At 53.7% G+C, this 14,749-nt stretch carries 12 protein-coding genes; 7 read left to right on the plus strand and 5 right to left on the minus strand.

Features of this window, described 5'->3' with window-relative positions; translation table 11 throughout:
• Positions 1-413: 413 nt before the first annotated feature.
• The 4 genes from WCT94_RS20225 to narI are packed head-to-tail and all read left to right on the plus strand — an operon-like array spanning position 414 to position 7,141.
• Positions 414-4,175 carry a nitrate reductase subunit alpha gene (locus WCT94_RS20225; RefSeq protein ID WP_336871455.1) on the plus strand — a complete coding sequence of 1,254 codons (3,762 nt, stop codon included), beginning with the start codon at positions 414-416 and terminating at the stop codon, positions 4,173-4,175.
• The gene (gene narH / locus WCT94_RS20230; RefSeq protein WP_010276902.1) at positions 4,175-5,740 is read left to right on the plus strand and encodes a nitrate reductase subunit beta; all 1,566 of its coding nucleotides are present in this window, start codon (positions 4,175-4,177) and stop codon (positions 5,738-5,740) included. The genes WCT94_RS20225 and narH overlap by 1 nt, the downstream gene beginning before the upstream one ends.
• Entirely contained in the window at positions 5,733-6,452 is a 720-nt protein-coding gene (gene narJ, locus WCT94_RS20235) for a nitrate reductase molybdenum cofactor assembly chaperone (RefSeq protein WP_336871456.1), read from the plus strand. Before narH ends, narJ begins: the two co-directional genes overlap by 8 nt.
• Complete coding sequence (gene narI / locus WCT94_RS20240) at positions 6,452-7,141, plus strand: respiratory nitrate reductase subunit gamma (protein ID WP_336871457.1); 690 nt, start codon at positions 6,452-6,454, stop codon at positions 7,139-7,141. The genes narJ and narI overlap by 1 nt, the downstream gene beginning before the upstream one ends.
• 98 nt (positions 7,142-7,239) lie before the next feature.
• Here the strand turns inward: narI and WCT94_RS20245 are convergent, their stop codons facing one another.
• Positions 7,240-8,112, minus strand: a complete 873-nt coding sequence (locus WCT94_RS20245) for an EamA family transporter (protein WP_336871459.1) — start codon at positions 8,110-8,112, stop codon at positions 7,240-7,242.
• 62 nt (positions 8,113-8,174) lie between these two features.
• Between WCT94_RS20245 and WCT94_RS20250 the strand changes: the two genes are divergently transcribed.
• Both WCT94_RS20250 and WCT94_RS20255 read left to right on the plus strand, forming a co-directional pair.
• Complete coding sequence (locus WCT94_RS20250) at positions 8,175-8,702, plus strand: MarR family winged helix-turn-helix transcriptional regulator (RefSeq protein WP_336871461.1); 528 nt, start codon at positions 8,175-8,177, stop codon at positions 8,700-8,702.
• A gap of 3 nt (positions 8,703-8,705) precedes the next feature.
• Positions 8,706-9,182: an OsmC family protein gene (locus WCT94_RS20255; RefSeq protein ID WP_336871463.1), complete on the plus strand. Its 477-nt coding sequence runs from the start codon at positions 8,706-8,708 to the stop codon at positions 9,180-9,182.
• A gap of 101 nt (positions 9,183-9,283) precedes the next feature.
• Here WCT94_RS20255 and WCT94_RS20260 read toward each other — a convergent pair whose 3' ends face one another.
• From WCT94_RS20260 to WCT94_RS20270, 3 genes are read right to left on the minus strand one after another with little or no spacing between them, the layout of a single operon-like run.
• The gene (locus WCT94_RS20260) at positions 9,284-10,426 is read right to left on the minus strand and encodes a DSD1 family PLP-dependent enzyme (protein ID WP_336871464.1); all 1,143 of its coding nucleotides are present in this window, start codon (positions 10,424-10,426) and stop codon (positions 9,284-9,286) included.
• On the minus strand, positions 10,423-11,364 hold the full coding sequence (locus tag WCT94_RS20265) for an ornithine cyclodeaminase family protein (protein WP_336871465.1): 942 nt from the start codon (positions 11,362-11,364) through the stop codon (positions 10,423-10,425). The genes WCT94_RS20260 and WCT94_RS20265 overlap by 4 nt, the downstream gene beginning before the upstream one ends.
• Before the next feature lie 9 nt (positions 11,365-11,373).
• On the minus strand, positions 11,374-12,348 hold the full coding sequence (locus tag WCT94_RS20270; protein WP_336871467.1) for a threo-3-hydroxy-L-aspartate ammonia-lyase: 975 nt from the start codon (positions 12,346-12,348) through the stop codon (positions 11,374-11,376).
• 264 nt (positions 12,349-12,612) lie between these two features.
• On the opposite strand from WCT94_RS20270, the gene WCT94_RS20275 reads away from it, so the two are divergent.
• Positions 12,613-13,236 carry a helix-turn-helix transcriptional regulator gene (locus tag WCT94_RS20275; protein ID WP_336871470.1) on the plus strand — a complete coding sequence of 208 codons (624 nt, stop codon included), beginning with the start codon at positions 12,613-12,615 and terminating at the stop codon, positions 13,234-13,236.
• 154 nt (positions 13,237-13,390) lie between these two features.
• Here the strand turns inward: WCT94_RS20275 and WCT94_RS20280 are convergent, their stop codons facing one another.
• Positions 13,391-14,683, minus strand: a complete 1,293-nt coding sequence (locus WCT94_RS20280; RefSeq protein WP_336871472.1) for a hypothetical protein — start codon at positions 14,681-14,683, stop codon at positions 13,391-13,393.
• Positions 14,684-14,749: the final 66 nt, after the last annotated feature.

Here is a 14,749-nt window from a genome sequence, read left to right on the forward strand (position 1 = left end):
CTGCGGCTCATCCTAAGTCCGCTCTCTCCTCAGCATAATTTTTTACGCCAGAAAAATAAGGGCAGAGAGCTAATAGGTAATCTCTCTTGTTCGCTCGATTTTTCGTCGCTTCCCGACTACTACCTCTAAATAGTCGTGTGTATGAATTCAGTATAAACACAAAATCAATGGTTTTATTTTTATCATTATAAATCAATAAGTTAATTTATTTTTCTGTGATAATTCTTTAGTGGTAGTTGCTGGTGTACTCCGTTTTTCACCGGGGGACACTCTTGATCGTTATCAAGTTTGGCGACGTGGTTGCTGGATACGCTAGCGCCAACTTGAGCGATGTGTCGTAAGCAAAAACAGATGTCTGCTACGAGCATTTCATAACGACAGGGGCCAGCAGGCTTCGCAGCAGGAGAGTCCGGATGAGCAAATTCCTTGACCGGTTACGTTACTTCAAACAACTGGCCGAACCGTTTTCCGATGGGCATGGCCAGACCCTCAATACCAATCGTGACTGGGAAGACGGCTATCGCAGTCGCTGGCAGCATGACAAAATCGTGCGTTCTACCCACGGGGTAAACTGTACCGGTTCATGTAGCTGGAAGATTTATGTGAAAAACGGTCTGGTGACGTGGGAAACGCAGCAGACTGACTACCCGCGCACCCGCCCGGACCTGCCTAACCATGAACCTCGCGGCTGCCCGCGCGGTGCCAGCTACTCCTGGTATCTCTACAGCGCCAACCGCCTGAAATACCCGATGATGCGTAAGCGCCTGCTGAAACTGTGGCGTGAAGCGAAACTGACGCATAGCGATCCGGTGGATGCCTGGGCATCCATCGTCAACGACCCCGAGAAGACCAAATACTACAAGCAAATTCGTGGCCGTGGCGGTTTCGTTCGTTCTGACTGGAATGAAGTCAACGAACTGATCGCTGCCTCTAACGTTTACACCACCAAAACCTTCGGCCCAGACCGCGTGATCGGTTTCTCTCCGATTCCTGCGATGTCGATGGTGTCCTACGCCGCGGGTGCCCGTTACCTTTCTCTGCTCGGCGGCGTGTGCCTGAGCTTCTACGACTGGTACTGTGACTTGCCTCCGGCATCACCCATGACCTGGGGTGAGCAGACTGACGTACCGGAGTCTGCCGACTGGTATAACTCCTCTTACATCATTGCCTGGGGCTCTAACGTTCCGCAAACCCGTACGCCGGATGCCCACTTCTTTACGGAAGTTCGCTACAAAGGCACCAAAACCGTTGCGGTCACGCCGGATTACGCTGAAATTGCCAAGCTGTGCGACCACTGGCTGAACCCGAAACAAGGGACCGACAGCGCGATGGCGCTGGCAATGGGCCACGTGATTCTGAAAGAATTCCACCTCGACAAACCGAGCCAGTATTTCAGCGAGTACGTTCGTCAATACACGGACTTACCGATGCTGGTGCTGCTGGAGCCACGTGAAGACGGTTACTACGCGGCGGGTCGACTGCTGCGTGCTTCCGATCTGGTGGACAACCTCGGCCAGGACAACAACCCGCAGTGGAAAACCATCGCGATTGACGATGAAAGCGGCAATCTGACGGCTCCGCAAGGGTCGATAGGCTACCGTTGGGGCGATCAGGGCAAATGGAACCTGGAACAGCGCGACGGCGTGAGCGGCGAAGAAGTGAAGCTACGCTTGAGCCTGCTGGGCTCGCATGACGATGTCGTTGATGTCGGCTTCCCGTATTTTGGCGGCGCGGTCAGCGAACATTTCAACAACGTTGCGCTAGAAGAAATCCTGCTGCACAAACTGCCCGTTAAGCGCCTGACGCTGGCGGACGGTAGCGAAGCGCTGGTTGCCTGCGTATATGACCTGACGATGGCGAACTACGGCTTGGATCGCGGTCTGGGCGACGACAATTGTGCGCGTGATTACGACGATGTGAAAGCGTACAGTCCAGCCTGGGCCGAAGAAATTACGGGCGTTTCTCGTCAGAACATCATCCGTATTGCGCGTGAATTCGCGGATAACGCCGATAAAACGCACGGTCGTTCGATGGTCATCGTCGGTGCCGGTATCAACCACTGGTACCACATGGACATGAACTACCGCGGCATCATCAACATGCTGATTTTCTGCGGCTGTGTTGGTCAGAGCGGTGGCGGTTGGGCGCACTACGTCGGACAAGAAAAACTGCGTCCGCAAACCGGTTGGACGCCGCTGGCGTTTGGTCTGGACTGGCAGCGTCCGCCGCGTCACATGAACAGTACGTCGTTCTTCTATAATCATTCCAGCCAGTGGCGTTATGAAACCGTCGCGCCGCAGGAACTGCTGTCACCACTGGCGGATAAATCCCGCTTTACCGGCAGCATGATTGACTTCAACGTGCGCGCCGAGCGTATGGGCTGGCTGCCGTCTGCACCACAGCTGAACGTTAACCCGCTGGATATCGCGGAGAAAGCGCGTGCCGCCGGTGTCACGCCACAGGACTATACCGTTGCCGCGTTGAAATCAGGCGAAATCAAATTTGCCGCTGAACAGCCGGATAGTGAGCAAAACTACCCACGCAACCTGTTCATCTGGCGTTCTAACCTGCTGGGCTCCTCCGGTAAAGGCCATGAATACATGCTGAAGTACCTGCTGGGTACGGAGCACGGTATTCAAGGGCAAGATCTGGGTACCGCGGGCAGCGTGAAGCCGGAAGAAGTGGAATGGCGCGATCAGGGCGTTGAAGGCAAACTGGATCTGGTGGTGACGCTTGATTTCCGTATGTCCAGCACCTGCCTGTACTCCGACATCGTCCTGCCAACGGCAACCTGGTACGAAAAAGACGACATGAATACCTCGGATATGCATCCGTTTATTCACCCGCTGTCTGCGGCTGTCGATCCGGCGTGGGATTCCAAAAGCGACTGGGAAATCTACAAAGGCATCGCGAAAGCCTTCTCCCGCGTCTGTCAGGGACACCTTGGTCAGGAAACCGATCTGGTTACCTTGCCTATTCAACACGATTCCCCAGCTGAAATGGCGCAGCCGTTCGGCGTGGATGACTGGACAAAAGGCGAATGCGATCTGATTCCGGGCAAAACTGCACCACACCTGATGATGGTGGAGCGCGATTACCCGAACCTGTACGAACGTTTCACCTCGCTCGGCCCGTTGATGGACAAGCTGGGCAACGGCGGTAAAGGCATCGGCTGGAACACGCAGACCGAAGTCGATTTCCTGAAAAAGCTGAACTACACCAAGGCTGAGGGTGCGGCGGCGGGTCGTCCGAAGATTGAAACGGCGATCGATGCGGCAGAAGTGATTCTGTCTCTGGCCCCGGAAACCAACGGTCAGGTAGCGGTGAAAGCGTGGGAAGCGCTGAGCAAATTCACCGGTCGTGACCACACGCATCTGGCACTGAATAAAGAAGACGAAAAAATTCGTTTCCGCGATATTCAGGCGCAGCCGCGCAAGATTATCTCCAGCCCGACCTGGTCTGGTTTGGAAGATGAACACGTTTCCTATAACGCCTGTTATACCAACGTTCATGAGCTGATTCCGTGGCGTACGCTGTCTGGTCGCCAACAGCTGTATCAAGACCATGAGTGGATGCGTGCCTTCGGTGAAAGCCTGCTGGTATACCGTCCGCCGGTCGATACCCGTGCGGCGGAGCCGGTGATGAATAAGAAGCCTAACGGTAACCCGGAAAAACCGCTGAACTTCCTGACGCCGCACCAGAAATGGGGCATTCACTCCACGTACAGCGACAACCTGTTGATGCTGACGCTGGGTCGCGGTGGCCCGATTATCTGGCTGAGCGAAGATGATGCCCGCGATTTGGGTATTGCGGATAACGACTGGGTAGAAGCGTTTAACGCCAACGGTGCGTTGACGGCGCGTGCGGTTGTCAGCCAGCGTGTGCCGGCGGGAATGACCATGATGTACCACGCGCAGGAACGCATTATTAACCTGCCGGGATCGGAAATTACCCAGCAGCGCGGCGGTATTCACAACTCGGTAACCCGTATCACGCCGAAACCGACCCATATGATCGGCGGCTATGCCCAACTGGCTTATGGCTTTAACTACTACGGCACCGTTGGGTCAAACCGCGATGAGTTCGTCGTAGTTCGTAAAATGAAACGCATCGACTGGCTGGATGATGAAGGTCAGGACTATGTACAAAAAGCGGTACAGCAGGAGAAAGCCTGATGAAAATTCGTTCACAAGTGGGCATGGTGCTGAATCTGGACAAATGCATCGGCTGTCACACCTGCTCCGTTAGCTGTAAAAACGTCTGGACCAGCCGTGAAGGGATGGAATACGCCTGGTTTAACAATGTCGAAACCAAACCGGGCGTGGGTTATCCCCATGCCTGGGAAGATCAGGAAAAATGGAAGGGCGGCTGGATCCGTAAAATCAGCGGCAAGCTCGAACCGCGTATGGGTAACCGCATCAGCGTGTTGTCCAAAATCTTCGCTAACCCGGATGTGCCGGAAATCGACGACTACTACGAGCCGTTCGACTACGACTATCAGAACCTGCGTAAAGCGCCGGAAGGCAAACATCAGCCTGTCGCCCGTCCGCGCTCGCTGATTACCGGCCAGCGGATGAAGAAAATCGAGAACGGCCCGAACTGGGAAGACGATCTGGGTGGTGAATTCAGCGTGCGCTCCAAAGATAAGAACTTTGAGCATATGCAGAAAGAGATGTACGGCCAGTTCGAAAACACGTTCATGATGTATTTGCCGCGTCTGTGCGAACACTGCCTGAACCCGGCGTGTGTGGCGACCTGTCCGAGCGGCGCGATCTACAAACGTGGCGAAGACGGTATCGTCCTGATCGATCAGGACAAATGCCGCGGCTGGCGTATGTGCCTGACCGGTTGCCCGTACAAGAAAATCTACTTCAACTGGAAGAGCGGCAAATCAGAAAAATGTATTTTCTGCTACCCGCGTATCGAAAGTGGTCAACCGACGCTCTGCTCAGAAACTTGCGTCGGACGTATCCGCTATCTGGGCGTGCTGCTCTATGATGCTGACCGCATCGAGCAAGCGGCGTCGGTGGAAAACGAGAAAGATCTGTACCAGAGCCAACTGGACGTGTTCCTTGATCCGCACGACCCGAAAGTCATTGAACAAGCGCTGAAAGACGGCATTCCAAACAGCGTCATTGAAGCGGCGCAGCAGTCGCCGGTATACAAAATGGCGATGGACTGGAAGCTGGCGCTGCCGCTGCACCCAGAATACCGCACGCTGCCGATGGTCTGGTACGTGCCGCCGTTGTCACCGATTCAGTCTGCTGCGGATGCAGGTCAATTGGCACACACCGGCGTACTGCCGGACGTCGAAAGTCTGCGTATTCCAGTGCAATATCTGGCGAACCTGTTGACCGCAGGGGATACCGAGCCTGTATTGCTGGCGCTGAAACGTATGCTGGCGATGCGTCACTACAAACGTGCAGAAACCGTAGAAGGAAAAATCGATACCAGCGCGCTGGAACAGGTTGGGCTGACCGAAGCGCAGGCGCAGGAAATGTACCGCTATCTGGCGATTGCGAACTACGAAGATCGTTTCGTGATTCCATCAAGCCATCGTGAACTGGCGCGTGAAGCGTTCCCAGAAAGCAAAGGCTGCGGTTTCAGCTTTGGCGATGGTTGCCACGGCAGCGATACCAAATTCAACCTGTTCAACAGCAAGCGCATTGATGCCATTGATGTCAGCAACAAAACGCGCGACATGAACAGCAAAATCATGCGGGAGACGAACCATGATTAGCCTGCGGATTATTGCCCGCCTGCTGGACTATCCCGATAGCGAGCTGTGGGAAAACCGGGCTGAGTTGATCGAAGCGGTAGAGCAGACCGACGCTTTGCCGCTGCGCGAGAGTCATCAGCTCATGCAGTTCATCAATACGCTGTGCGCGCAGGATTTGTTGGACAAACAGGCAGAATATAGCGGCCTGTTTGACCGCGGCCGGGCGACCTCGCTGCTGCTGTTTGAACACGTTCACGGTGAGTCTCGTGACCGTGGTCAGGCGATGGTCGATCTCATGCAGCAATATCAGGATGCCGGTCTGGCTCTGGATTGCCGTGAGCTGCCGGATTACCTGCCGCTGTATCTTGAGTACCTTTCTCGTCTGGAACCCGCGCAAGGGCGCGCGGGTTTACTCGACATCGCGCCGATTCTGGCGTTGATTGGTGCGCGTTTGCAACAGCGTGACAGCAGCTATGCCGTGTTGTTCGATCTGCTGTTGGCGCTGTCCGGCAGTGACCTGAAAAGTGACGATGTCACACATCAGGTCGCTGACGAAGCACGCGACGATACGCCGCAGGCGCTGGATGCCGTGTGGGAAGAGGAACAGGTTAAATTCCTCGGTGAAGAAGGCTGCGCATCGGCCCAACAAACGCAACACCAACGCCGCTTCGCTGGCGCGGTGGTGCCGCAATATCTGAATCTTGACGCTACATCGGCGGGGGGGCAACGTTAATGAGTGCTTTCACGAACTATTTCAATATATTCTTTTTTGACATCTATCCTTACCTGGCGATGGCTATTTTCCTGATTGGCAGTTGGCTGCGTTATGACTACGGTCAGTACAGCTGGCGTGCCGGTTCGAGCCAAATGCTGGATAAGAAAGGGATGCGTCTGGCGTCTAACCTGTTCCATCTGGGGATTCTGGGCGTATTTGCCGGGCACTTCCTCGGTATGCTGACGCCGCACTGGATGTACGAAGCCTTCCTGCCAATGGATGTAAAACAGAAAATGGCGATGTTCGGCGGTGGTGCGGCAGGTCTGCTGACGTTTGTCGGTGGCGTGCTGTTGTTAAAGCGCCGTCTGACCAACCCGCGCATTCGTGCTACGTCCAGCGTTGGCGACATTCTCATTCTGTCTCTGCTGGTGATTCAGGCAGGTTTAGGGCTGCTGACCATTCCGTTCTCTGCACAGCATATGGACGGCAGTGAAATGCTGAAGCTGGTCGGTTGGGCGCAAAGCGTGGCGTTCTTCCAGGGCGGGGCGTCTGAGCATTTGGCGGGTGTCGCGCTGATCTTCAAGCTGCACATCGTGCTGGGGCTGACGCTGTTTGTTCTGTTCCCGTTCTGCCGTCTGGTTCACATCTGGAGCGCTCCGGTCGAGTACCTGACGCGTCGCTACCAGTTAGTACGTAACCGTCGCTAGTATGATAAAAATGGCGGCGTTATGATAACGCCGCCATTTTAACGTCTTCCTTTTCATCTTTCCCCGCCAACAACGATCGTCATCGGCAGCTCAGTCGATTATTTACCTCGCGCCGTCGTCCATTGCACGGCGAAGACGCTGGCTAATACGATGGCCAAACCCAGAAATGCCGTCCCGGTCATCGACTGTGAAAGCAACGCCCAGCCTAGCACCACGGCGGTCAGCGGGCTCAGTAGCCCTAATGAGGCAACGGCAACCGTCGGCAGACGGGATACGCCACGGAACCAGAGCCCATAAGCGAGTACGGCACCTGCGAGACAGAGATAGGAATAGGCGGCCCATTGCGACAGAGTCAAAACGGGCAGTGGCGCATCGATCTGCCATGCGACGGGTGCCAGCATCAATCCGCCGATGAAGAGTTGCCAACCGGTAAGCGGCAGCACGGGCAGATCGAGTCGCCAGCGGCGTGTCAGCCAGACGCCAGTCGCCATACACACCGCACCCAGCAGCGCGGCGGCGATGCCTACAGGTTCAAATGTCGTCTGCGGCGACAGCAGCAGAATAGCCATACCGGCCACGCCGATGATTGCCGATCCCAGCGTAGCCAGTCTGGGGGCGCGGTGATCCACTGCCCAGACCAGCACCATGACCAGCAGCGGTTGGATCGCGCCCAGTACCGCTGCTAATCCGCCGGGTAAACGATAAGCCGCGACGAACAGCAGTGCCTGAAAAACACCGATGTTTAAGGCACTGAGCACGACGACGCGCCACCAGTCTTGCCGGGCAGGAAAGCGGCGGGTGAATAAAAGCAGTAACAGACCCGCAGGCAGCACGCGGATAAGCGCCGCCGTGAAAGGGCGATCTGGCGGCAGGAGTTCGGATGTCACGATGTAGGTCGACCCCCAAATCGCGGGGGCCAGCGCCGTGAGTAGGACGTCACGCCAATAGTGTGGTGAGGATGTAGTGTTCATGACTTTACCTTCAATTCAAGATATTATGATAGTGTTGATTAATTACCTTGAAGTCAAGATAAATGAAAAATCAAACTCGCGAGCGCGAATACGATGCGGTTGATGCCATTCTTGAACAGTGGCGGCGCGAACGGCCTGACCTGGATGCCAGCCCGATGGGACCGATTGGACGTCTCCGGCGCTGCGCCGTGCTCATGGATCAGCGTCTGGAATCCTGTTTTTCCCGATTCGATCTGAGCAGTTGGGAATTTGATATGCTGGCGACGCTGCGGCGTGCGGGCGCGCCGCATTGCCTGAGCCCGACCGATTTGTTCTCCACGCTGATGGTGACGTCGGGTACCATGACTCACCGCCTGAAGCGTCTTGAAACTCGTGGATTTATCGAACGCGTGCAGAACGAACAGGATGCGCGCAGTACGCTTGTGCAACTCACTGGTTCGGGGCTTGAACTGATTAACCGTGCTGTTGAAGCGCACATTGAGAACGAGCGTCAGGTGCTCTCGGTACTGCCTGCCGATGTCCTGGCTGCGCTTGATGCTAACCTCGCGGCGCTACTGCGAGGGCTGGAAAATCATAATAAAGGGAACTGAGCCATGTCTGAATACCGTGCTTTAATCTGCTGGCAGCGCGATGGGCAAGATTTTATTGATAACCGCTACAGCCGACTGCATCAGTGGCGGTTTGATGGCGGTATTACGCTGCGTGCCTCGTCGTCACCGCATGTCGTCCCGCTGCCTTTTTCGCTGGAAGACGCAGTCGATCCTGAAGAGGCGCTGGTGGCCTCGTTGTCCAGCTGCCATATGCTGTGGTTTCTTTCCATTGCGGCCAAAAAGCGCTTCTGTGTCGATGACTATCGGGATAACGCGGTGGGCACGATGGGCGTGAATGCGGCAGGAAAAACGGCGATGCTGGACGTCACGCTGCGTCCGCAGGTGACATTCAGCGGCGAAAAGCAGCCTACCGCTGAACAATATGCCCAGTTGCATGAACTAGCACATGACGCCTGCTACATCGCCCATTCGGTGAATTTTCCGGTGAACTGCGAGCCGACGTTAGGGACGAGCGATTGAACTGAACGCGTTGACGGCGCGCAGAGATAAACGTGAGTAATGCGACATCACCGCCCGATGCATTCAAATCGGGCGGGATGATTGATCGCATGTAAGCGTCATCACCATCCGGTAATGCGCTGCCAGGTTTCCTGCTCATTCCTGTGCGCTTTCAGCACCTGATAGTGTTGATGCATCGCAGCCGTCGCACAGGCGTGGTTAGGCAATACCCGCAACCGCGTGCCGACGGGGAAATGATCGACCGTAAGTCCATTGTCGACAGGTAGCGTGATAATGCCGTGTTCCTGATTGGTGATCGTCACGCAGAGGTCGTGGTAAGGGCTGCCGTACAGGTCGCAAACTAGCCCGTAGCCGTAATCCTTTGCCTGAGAGGCCGTGCCGCGATCGCGGGAGAGTGCCATCCAGCCTGCATCGATAAACACCCAGCCTTTCTCGCGGTTGTGCCCAATGACGGTGCTGACAACCGACAGCGCGATGTCATCCAATGTGCAAACCCCGACATTTTTCATCACCAGATCGAACGTGGTGAACACGCCCGCTCTGACTTCGGTAATGCCGGTTAAATCTTCGGCAAAGTGCGCCGTTGGTGTGGCACCGACGCTGAGCACAGGGCAGGCAATTCCCAGCGCGCGCACTCGCTGTCCGGCGGTGTTGATAGCTTTGCACTCGGCACGTGCAGCCGCCCGGATCGCCTCGTCTGTACGGCAGGCGTACGATTCTCCTGCATGCGCCAGCAGGCCGGTGAGCGTTGCACCGTTGCCGTCGATCTGTTGTGCCAGCGCAAGTAACGCGTCGCTTTCCGGCGGGATGCCGCCGCGATGCCCGTCGCAGTCGATCTCAATAAAAACCGAAAACGTTACGCTGTTGACACGAGCAAAATCGATCACTACCTGCGCCTGTTCCGCGCTATCCAGCAGAATATGAATATTCACGCCGTTACGGATTAAGTTGGCGATGCGCGGCAGCTTGTGCGGGGCGATCCCCACGGCGTAGAGCAGGTTGGTATAACCTGCGGCGGCAAAGGTTTCTGCTTCTGCCAGCGTCGAAACCGTCGCGGGTGAATTGGTATCTTTGAGCAGATAACGACCGGCTTCAATCGAGCGTAGCGTTTTGAGATGCGGCCGAACCCGGCTGCCCAACGCTTCCGTTCGCTGATAAAGCCTGTCGATATTGCGTTGAAAGCGGAACTCATCAATCAGTAAAAAGGGCGTTTCCAGCGCGTTAAGCCATTCAATATTGTTCATGGTGCACCTTCGTCTCGTTGAGCCTGCTGCCAGGCGGCAAGAATGCGCTGGCCGATATATAAGTCCTGAATGGACAAGCCGGAACTGTCAAACACGGTGATGTCGTACGGCGTCTGTCGTCCCGTTGCACCTGCGCTGATTACATCGCCGATGGCCGTCAGGGTCACATGGGCTGGCGCGTGTTGGAAGTCACCGATCATGCGGGACTGGGAAGGCAGATCGCAAAACAGGCGGCCTGCGGTAAACAGTTCTGGCGGCAGTTCCTGCTTGCCGACGGCGTCCGATCCCATACTGACGACATGCGTTCCGGCTTTAACCCAGTCAGCATTAAACAGCGGCGCGCGGGATGGCGTTGCCGTCACGATGATATCCGCTGCGCGGCACGCGCTTTCCGCATCGCTGATTTGCGCATCCAGCCCCGCGGCCTTGAGTTCTTGTGCCATCTCTGCGGATTTGCGGCTATCGCGCCCGACAATCAGCACGGTACGAATCGGGCGAATTCTTGCCAGCGCGGCGCACTCATAACGCGCCTGATTGCCGGTGCCGAACACGGCCAGAACTGCGGCATCAGGTCTTGCCAGCAAATCGGTGGCAACGGCGTTGGCGGCGGCGGTACGAAAGGCGTTTACCTTTCCGGCTTCAATCGCGACAGCGATTTTCCCGATTTGCTGATCGAACAGCAGAATCAGGGAATTATGACGGGGCAGTCCGTTAGCAGGGTTTCCCGGCCAGAACGAACCGACTTTTAGCCCCGCGAGTTCACTTGTGGCGGACGCTTTGATGCTGAAAGTGTTACCTGGATCGGAGCCTTGGCCGTGTACCACTGGGAAACTCCGTGCTTCCGGTTCGCTGGCGGCGAGCAGCGCCTCGCGAACGGCATCATAGGCCAGTTCATGGCTGATGAGCGATGCCGATTCCGCTTCAGAAATAAAAATCATCGTTTTTCCTCAGGCATTGCCGGTCAGAAAAGCGCCGTAGCGGCTGATATCGACGTTCCCGCCGCTGATAATGATGCCGATGCGTTTACCGCGTAGCGATTCTCTGAGATTGTGTGCTGCCGCAAAGCTGAGGCAACCCGTTGGCTCCACGACAATCTTCATGCGTTCTGCGTAAAACCGCATTGCGTCAATCAGGTCTTCATCCGTCACGGTCAGAATATCGTCGACGTTCTGGCGAATGAGGGCGAAGGGGTAGCGGCCGAGTTGCTGTATTTGTGCGCCATCGGCAATGGTTTGCGGTGTGTCGATATGCACGATATGGCCACTGCGAAGCGATTGCTGCCCATCGTTGCCTGCGAGGGGTTCGACGCCATAAATTTTGCAATGTGGAGACAGATGACGGGAGGAAAGTGCGGATCCCGCCAGCAGACCCCCACCACCTACGCAGACGAACAAGGCATCCAATTCGCCTGTCTCTTCCAATAGCTCTTTCACCACCGTTCCTTGCCCGGCAATAACATGCGGATGGTCGAAAGGGGGAATGAGCGTCAGGCCATGCTTTTTCGCCAGATCGTTACCGATCTGCTCACGATCTTCAGTGTACCGATTGTATTGCACCACGTTGCCACCGTAGCCCCGTGTTGCGGCGATCTTTATCGCGGGGGCATCGTGCGGCATGACAATTGTTGCCGGAATACCAAGTAATTTGGCGGAAAGGGCAATGGCCTGTGCATGGTTACCGGAAGAAAACGTGACGACGCCAGCGGCTTTCTGCTCGTCGGAGAACTGCAACAGCGCGTTCATGGCGCCACGAAACTTAAATGCGCCTGTACGCTGGAAGTTTTCACACTTGAAGAAAACCTCTGCGCTGAATACGTCATTGACCGTGCGTGATGTCATCACCGGTGTTTTATTGGCATAGCCAGCAATACGTTCCGCTGCGGCTACCACATCGTCGTAAGTGGGGAGGCGTAAGTCGCTCATAGTTGGATAATCCGATGTTAGTGATTATGAATACCGGAGTCGTTGGTTCCGATACTGTCGAATGCCTGATAAACAAAATATATAAAATTAGATAAATTGTCTAATTTGATTTATGTTTAGCTTCTCGCTGCTGTGAGACTCATCGTGTGCTGCTGAAAAAGGGCAGAATGAGTAGGGATAAGGTGCGGTACTAAATCGGGTGTACTTACAGTACACTCAGCGCCAGAAAACGCGCTGGCGCAAATATTGGTAGGGGAGAGGAATATGGCGGCATCTGGAGAAGGTCTGTTGCTGACGCAGTTAGAGGCGATAGCCAAAGGGCTGAGCGAGACGTTTGCGCCATTTTGCGAAGTGGTCGTGCACGATCTGAAGAACCCGGAACACGCGATACTTTCCATTCACAATAACCTCTCCGGCAGGGAGGTAGGGGCTCCTGCGACGGAGCTGGGTCTTGCCCGCATCGCCTCGCCTGAATTTCCTAACATTTTGGCGAACTACGCCAACCAGTTTGCGGACGGACGTCCGGTAAAAAGCACCTCGGTCGGTATCAAAAATGCGGAAGGTGACTACGTCGCGGCATTGTGCCTGAACGTCGACATGACGCTCTTTCGCGGTATGCAAAATGCGCTGGCGCAGTTCACCCAGCTCGCGTCGGACTCAGTGACAGAACATTTAGAACCAAACGGCGCTGCGGCGATCAGACAACACATCGATCACTTCGCCGCCCGACTTGCCACCACGCCACGAGCGCTAAAAGCGCAGGACAGAAAAATCCTGCTTCAGGAACTGAAAGACAGCGGCCTGCTGGAAGTCAAAAAATCGATGGAGACCATCGCCCAGCACCTTGGCGTATCACGGGCGTCGGTGTATTTGTATGCGAAGGATTAAGTAAAGGGCGGCGTTTAATGTTAGATTGATGTTTAGCGGTAACTGTCAGTGGCGTTGACAGTTACCGCCACAACCTCATTAATTCTGTTGGTGAAAAGTATCTGTTCTGGCAAAGGGGAAATTATAACCCCAGCCAGATATTCCATCGTAATTCCTAGTCGGATTTATCGGGAGAAGAAACTTTGTTTACAGCACCTATTACTGTTTTACTTGCATCGTTTGCTGCGTTAATTGATTGTTCTGCAATTGATTTTATACGGTCAGAGAATCCAGGAACCACTTTTAATGCTTTCTTAATGGCATCAGAAGTCAGCAATTCATGGTATGGGCTACCGTGTGTCTCTGTTTCAACTAAACGTAAAGGGAGTTCGTCCAGTCTTGAAAGTGCAGATGCAAGAAGTTTAGATTCTAGATTTTTGTCAATACGTGAGGCTTCATTCCTGAATCCTTCATAGGCGCGAGAAATTGATGCTTTAAACGCGTAATCTTCGGAAAGTCGAAATCGTTGACCAATTTGTTTTGTAGCTAGCCATGCAAACCAGACTGGCCCACATATAGATAGTGCTGATAAAAATAATCTTGTTGTTATCACCGACGCAGATGGTTGGACTTGGCCTGAGGCTACAAGTAAACTCCGGACATTATATGACCCAAATATGGCGGCCGTAATAAGAGCTGCAATCAGTCCTATAATCCAGAACCACATCGATTTATTAAGTGCATTAGAGCGCTCGCTAAAAGCAGCAGCAAGCCCCACGCTGGTTGATGCAGCATAGGCTGTCTCACATTTCTGAAGAATTTCTTTAGCACTTTCTTCCATTGCCTTTAATTCGGAAAGAATTATACCGCTGTCTTCTTTTACACTAGCAACTCGTTCTGCATTGCTATTTGATTTTTCTATTATTTCTCTTATTTTTTCTCTCGCTTCATTTAATAACTCCATGTCTGCAGGTAATTGTTCTGCAGTATTAAATGCATGTTCAATACGTTCAACCATAGATGATATTGAAGCTGTTTTCGGTTCTACTTCTTTTAGTCTCGCCTCTAGGGCTCTAAGTTGTCTAACCGATTTTTGTAAATCTGCATTATGATTTCTATGTAGTGATTTTCTAATTTCTTTTTCTAAAGCATCAAGAGTTATTAAGTAAGAAGGTACGGATTTGTTTGCATTTCCCCACATGTTGGGTATTGTATTTTCCATTAAAAATTTCAAGCCTGTCTTGTGGTTTTCAAGTGTCTCATGGTTATTTTCAAAAAAACCAGCATCAGCATTTTCAATCAATAAAATTATTTCTCTTGCTTTGCTGATGAGTTCGTTTTTTGTTATTCCTGGCGTGCTATAGTCATTATGAGATACATTTAAAGGCACATTGCTTGGTATGGTTTCATTAATTTTTGAAATGATATTTTCTAATTCTTTTTTTAACTCTGATAATACTTCTTTCATGTTTTTCCACCAAAGATATGATTTTAATGATTGTCTTTTCTGACTGCATGGTAATTTTACGCGAAT

The sequence above is a fragment of the Pectobacterium sp. 1950-15 genome, assembly GCF_037136835.1.
GTDB lineage: Bacteria > Pseudomonadota > Gammaproteobacteria > Enterobacterales > Enterobacteriaceae > Pectobacterium.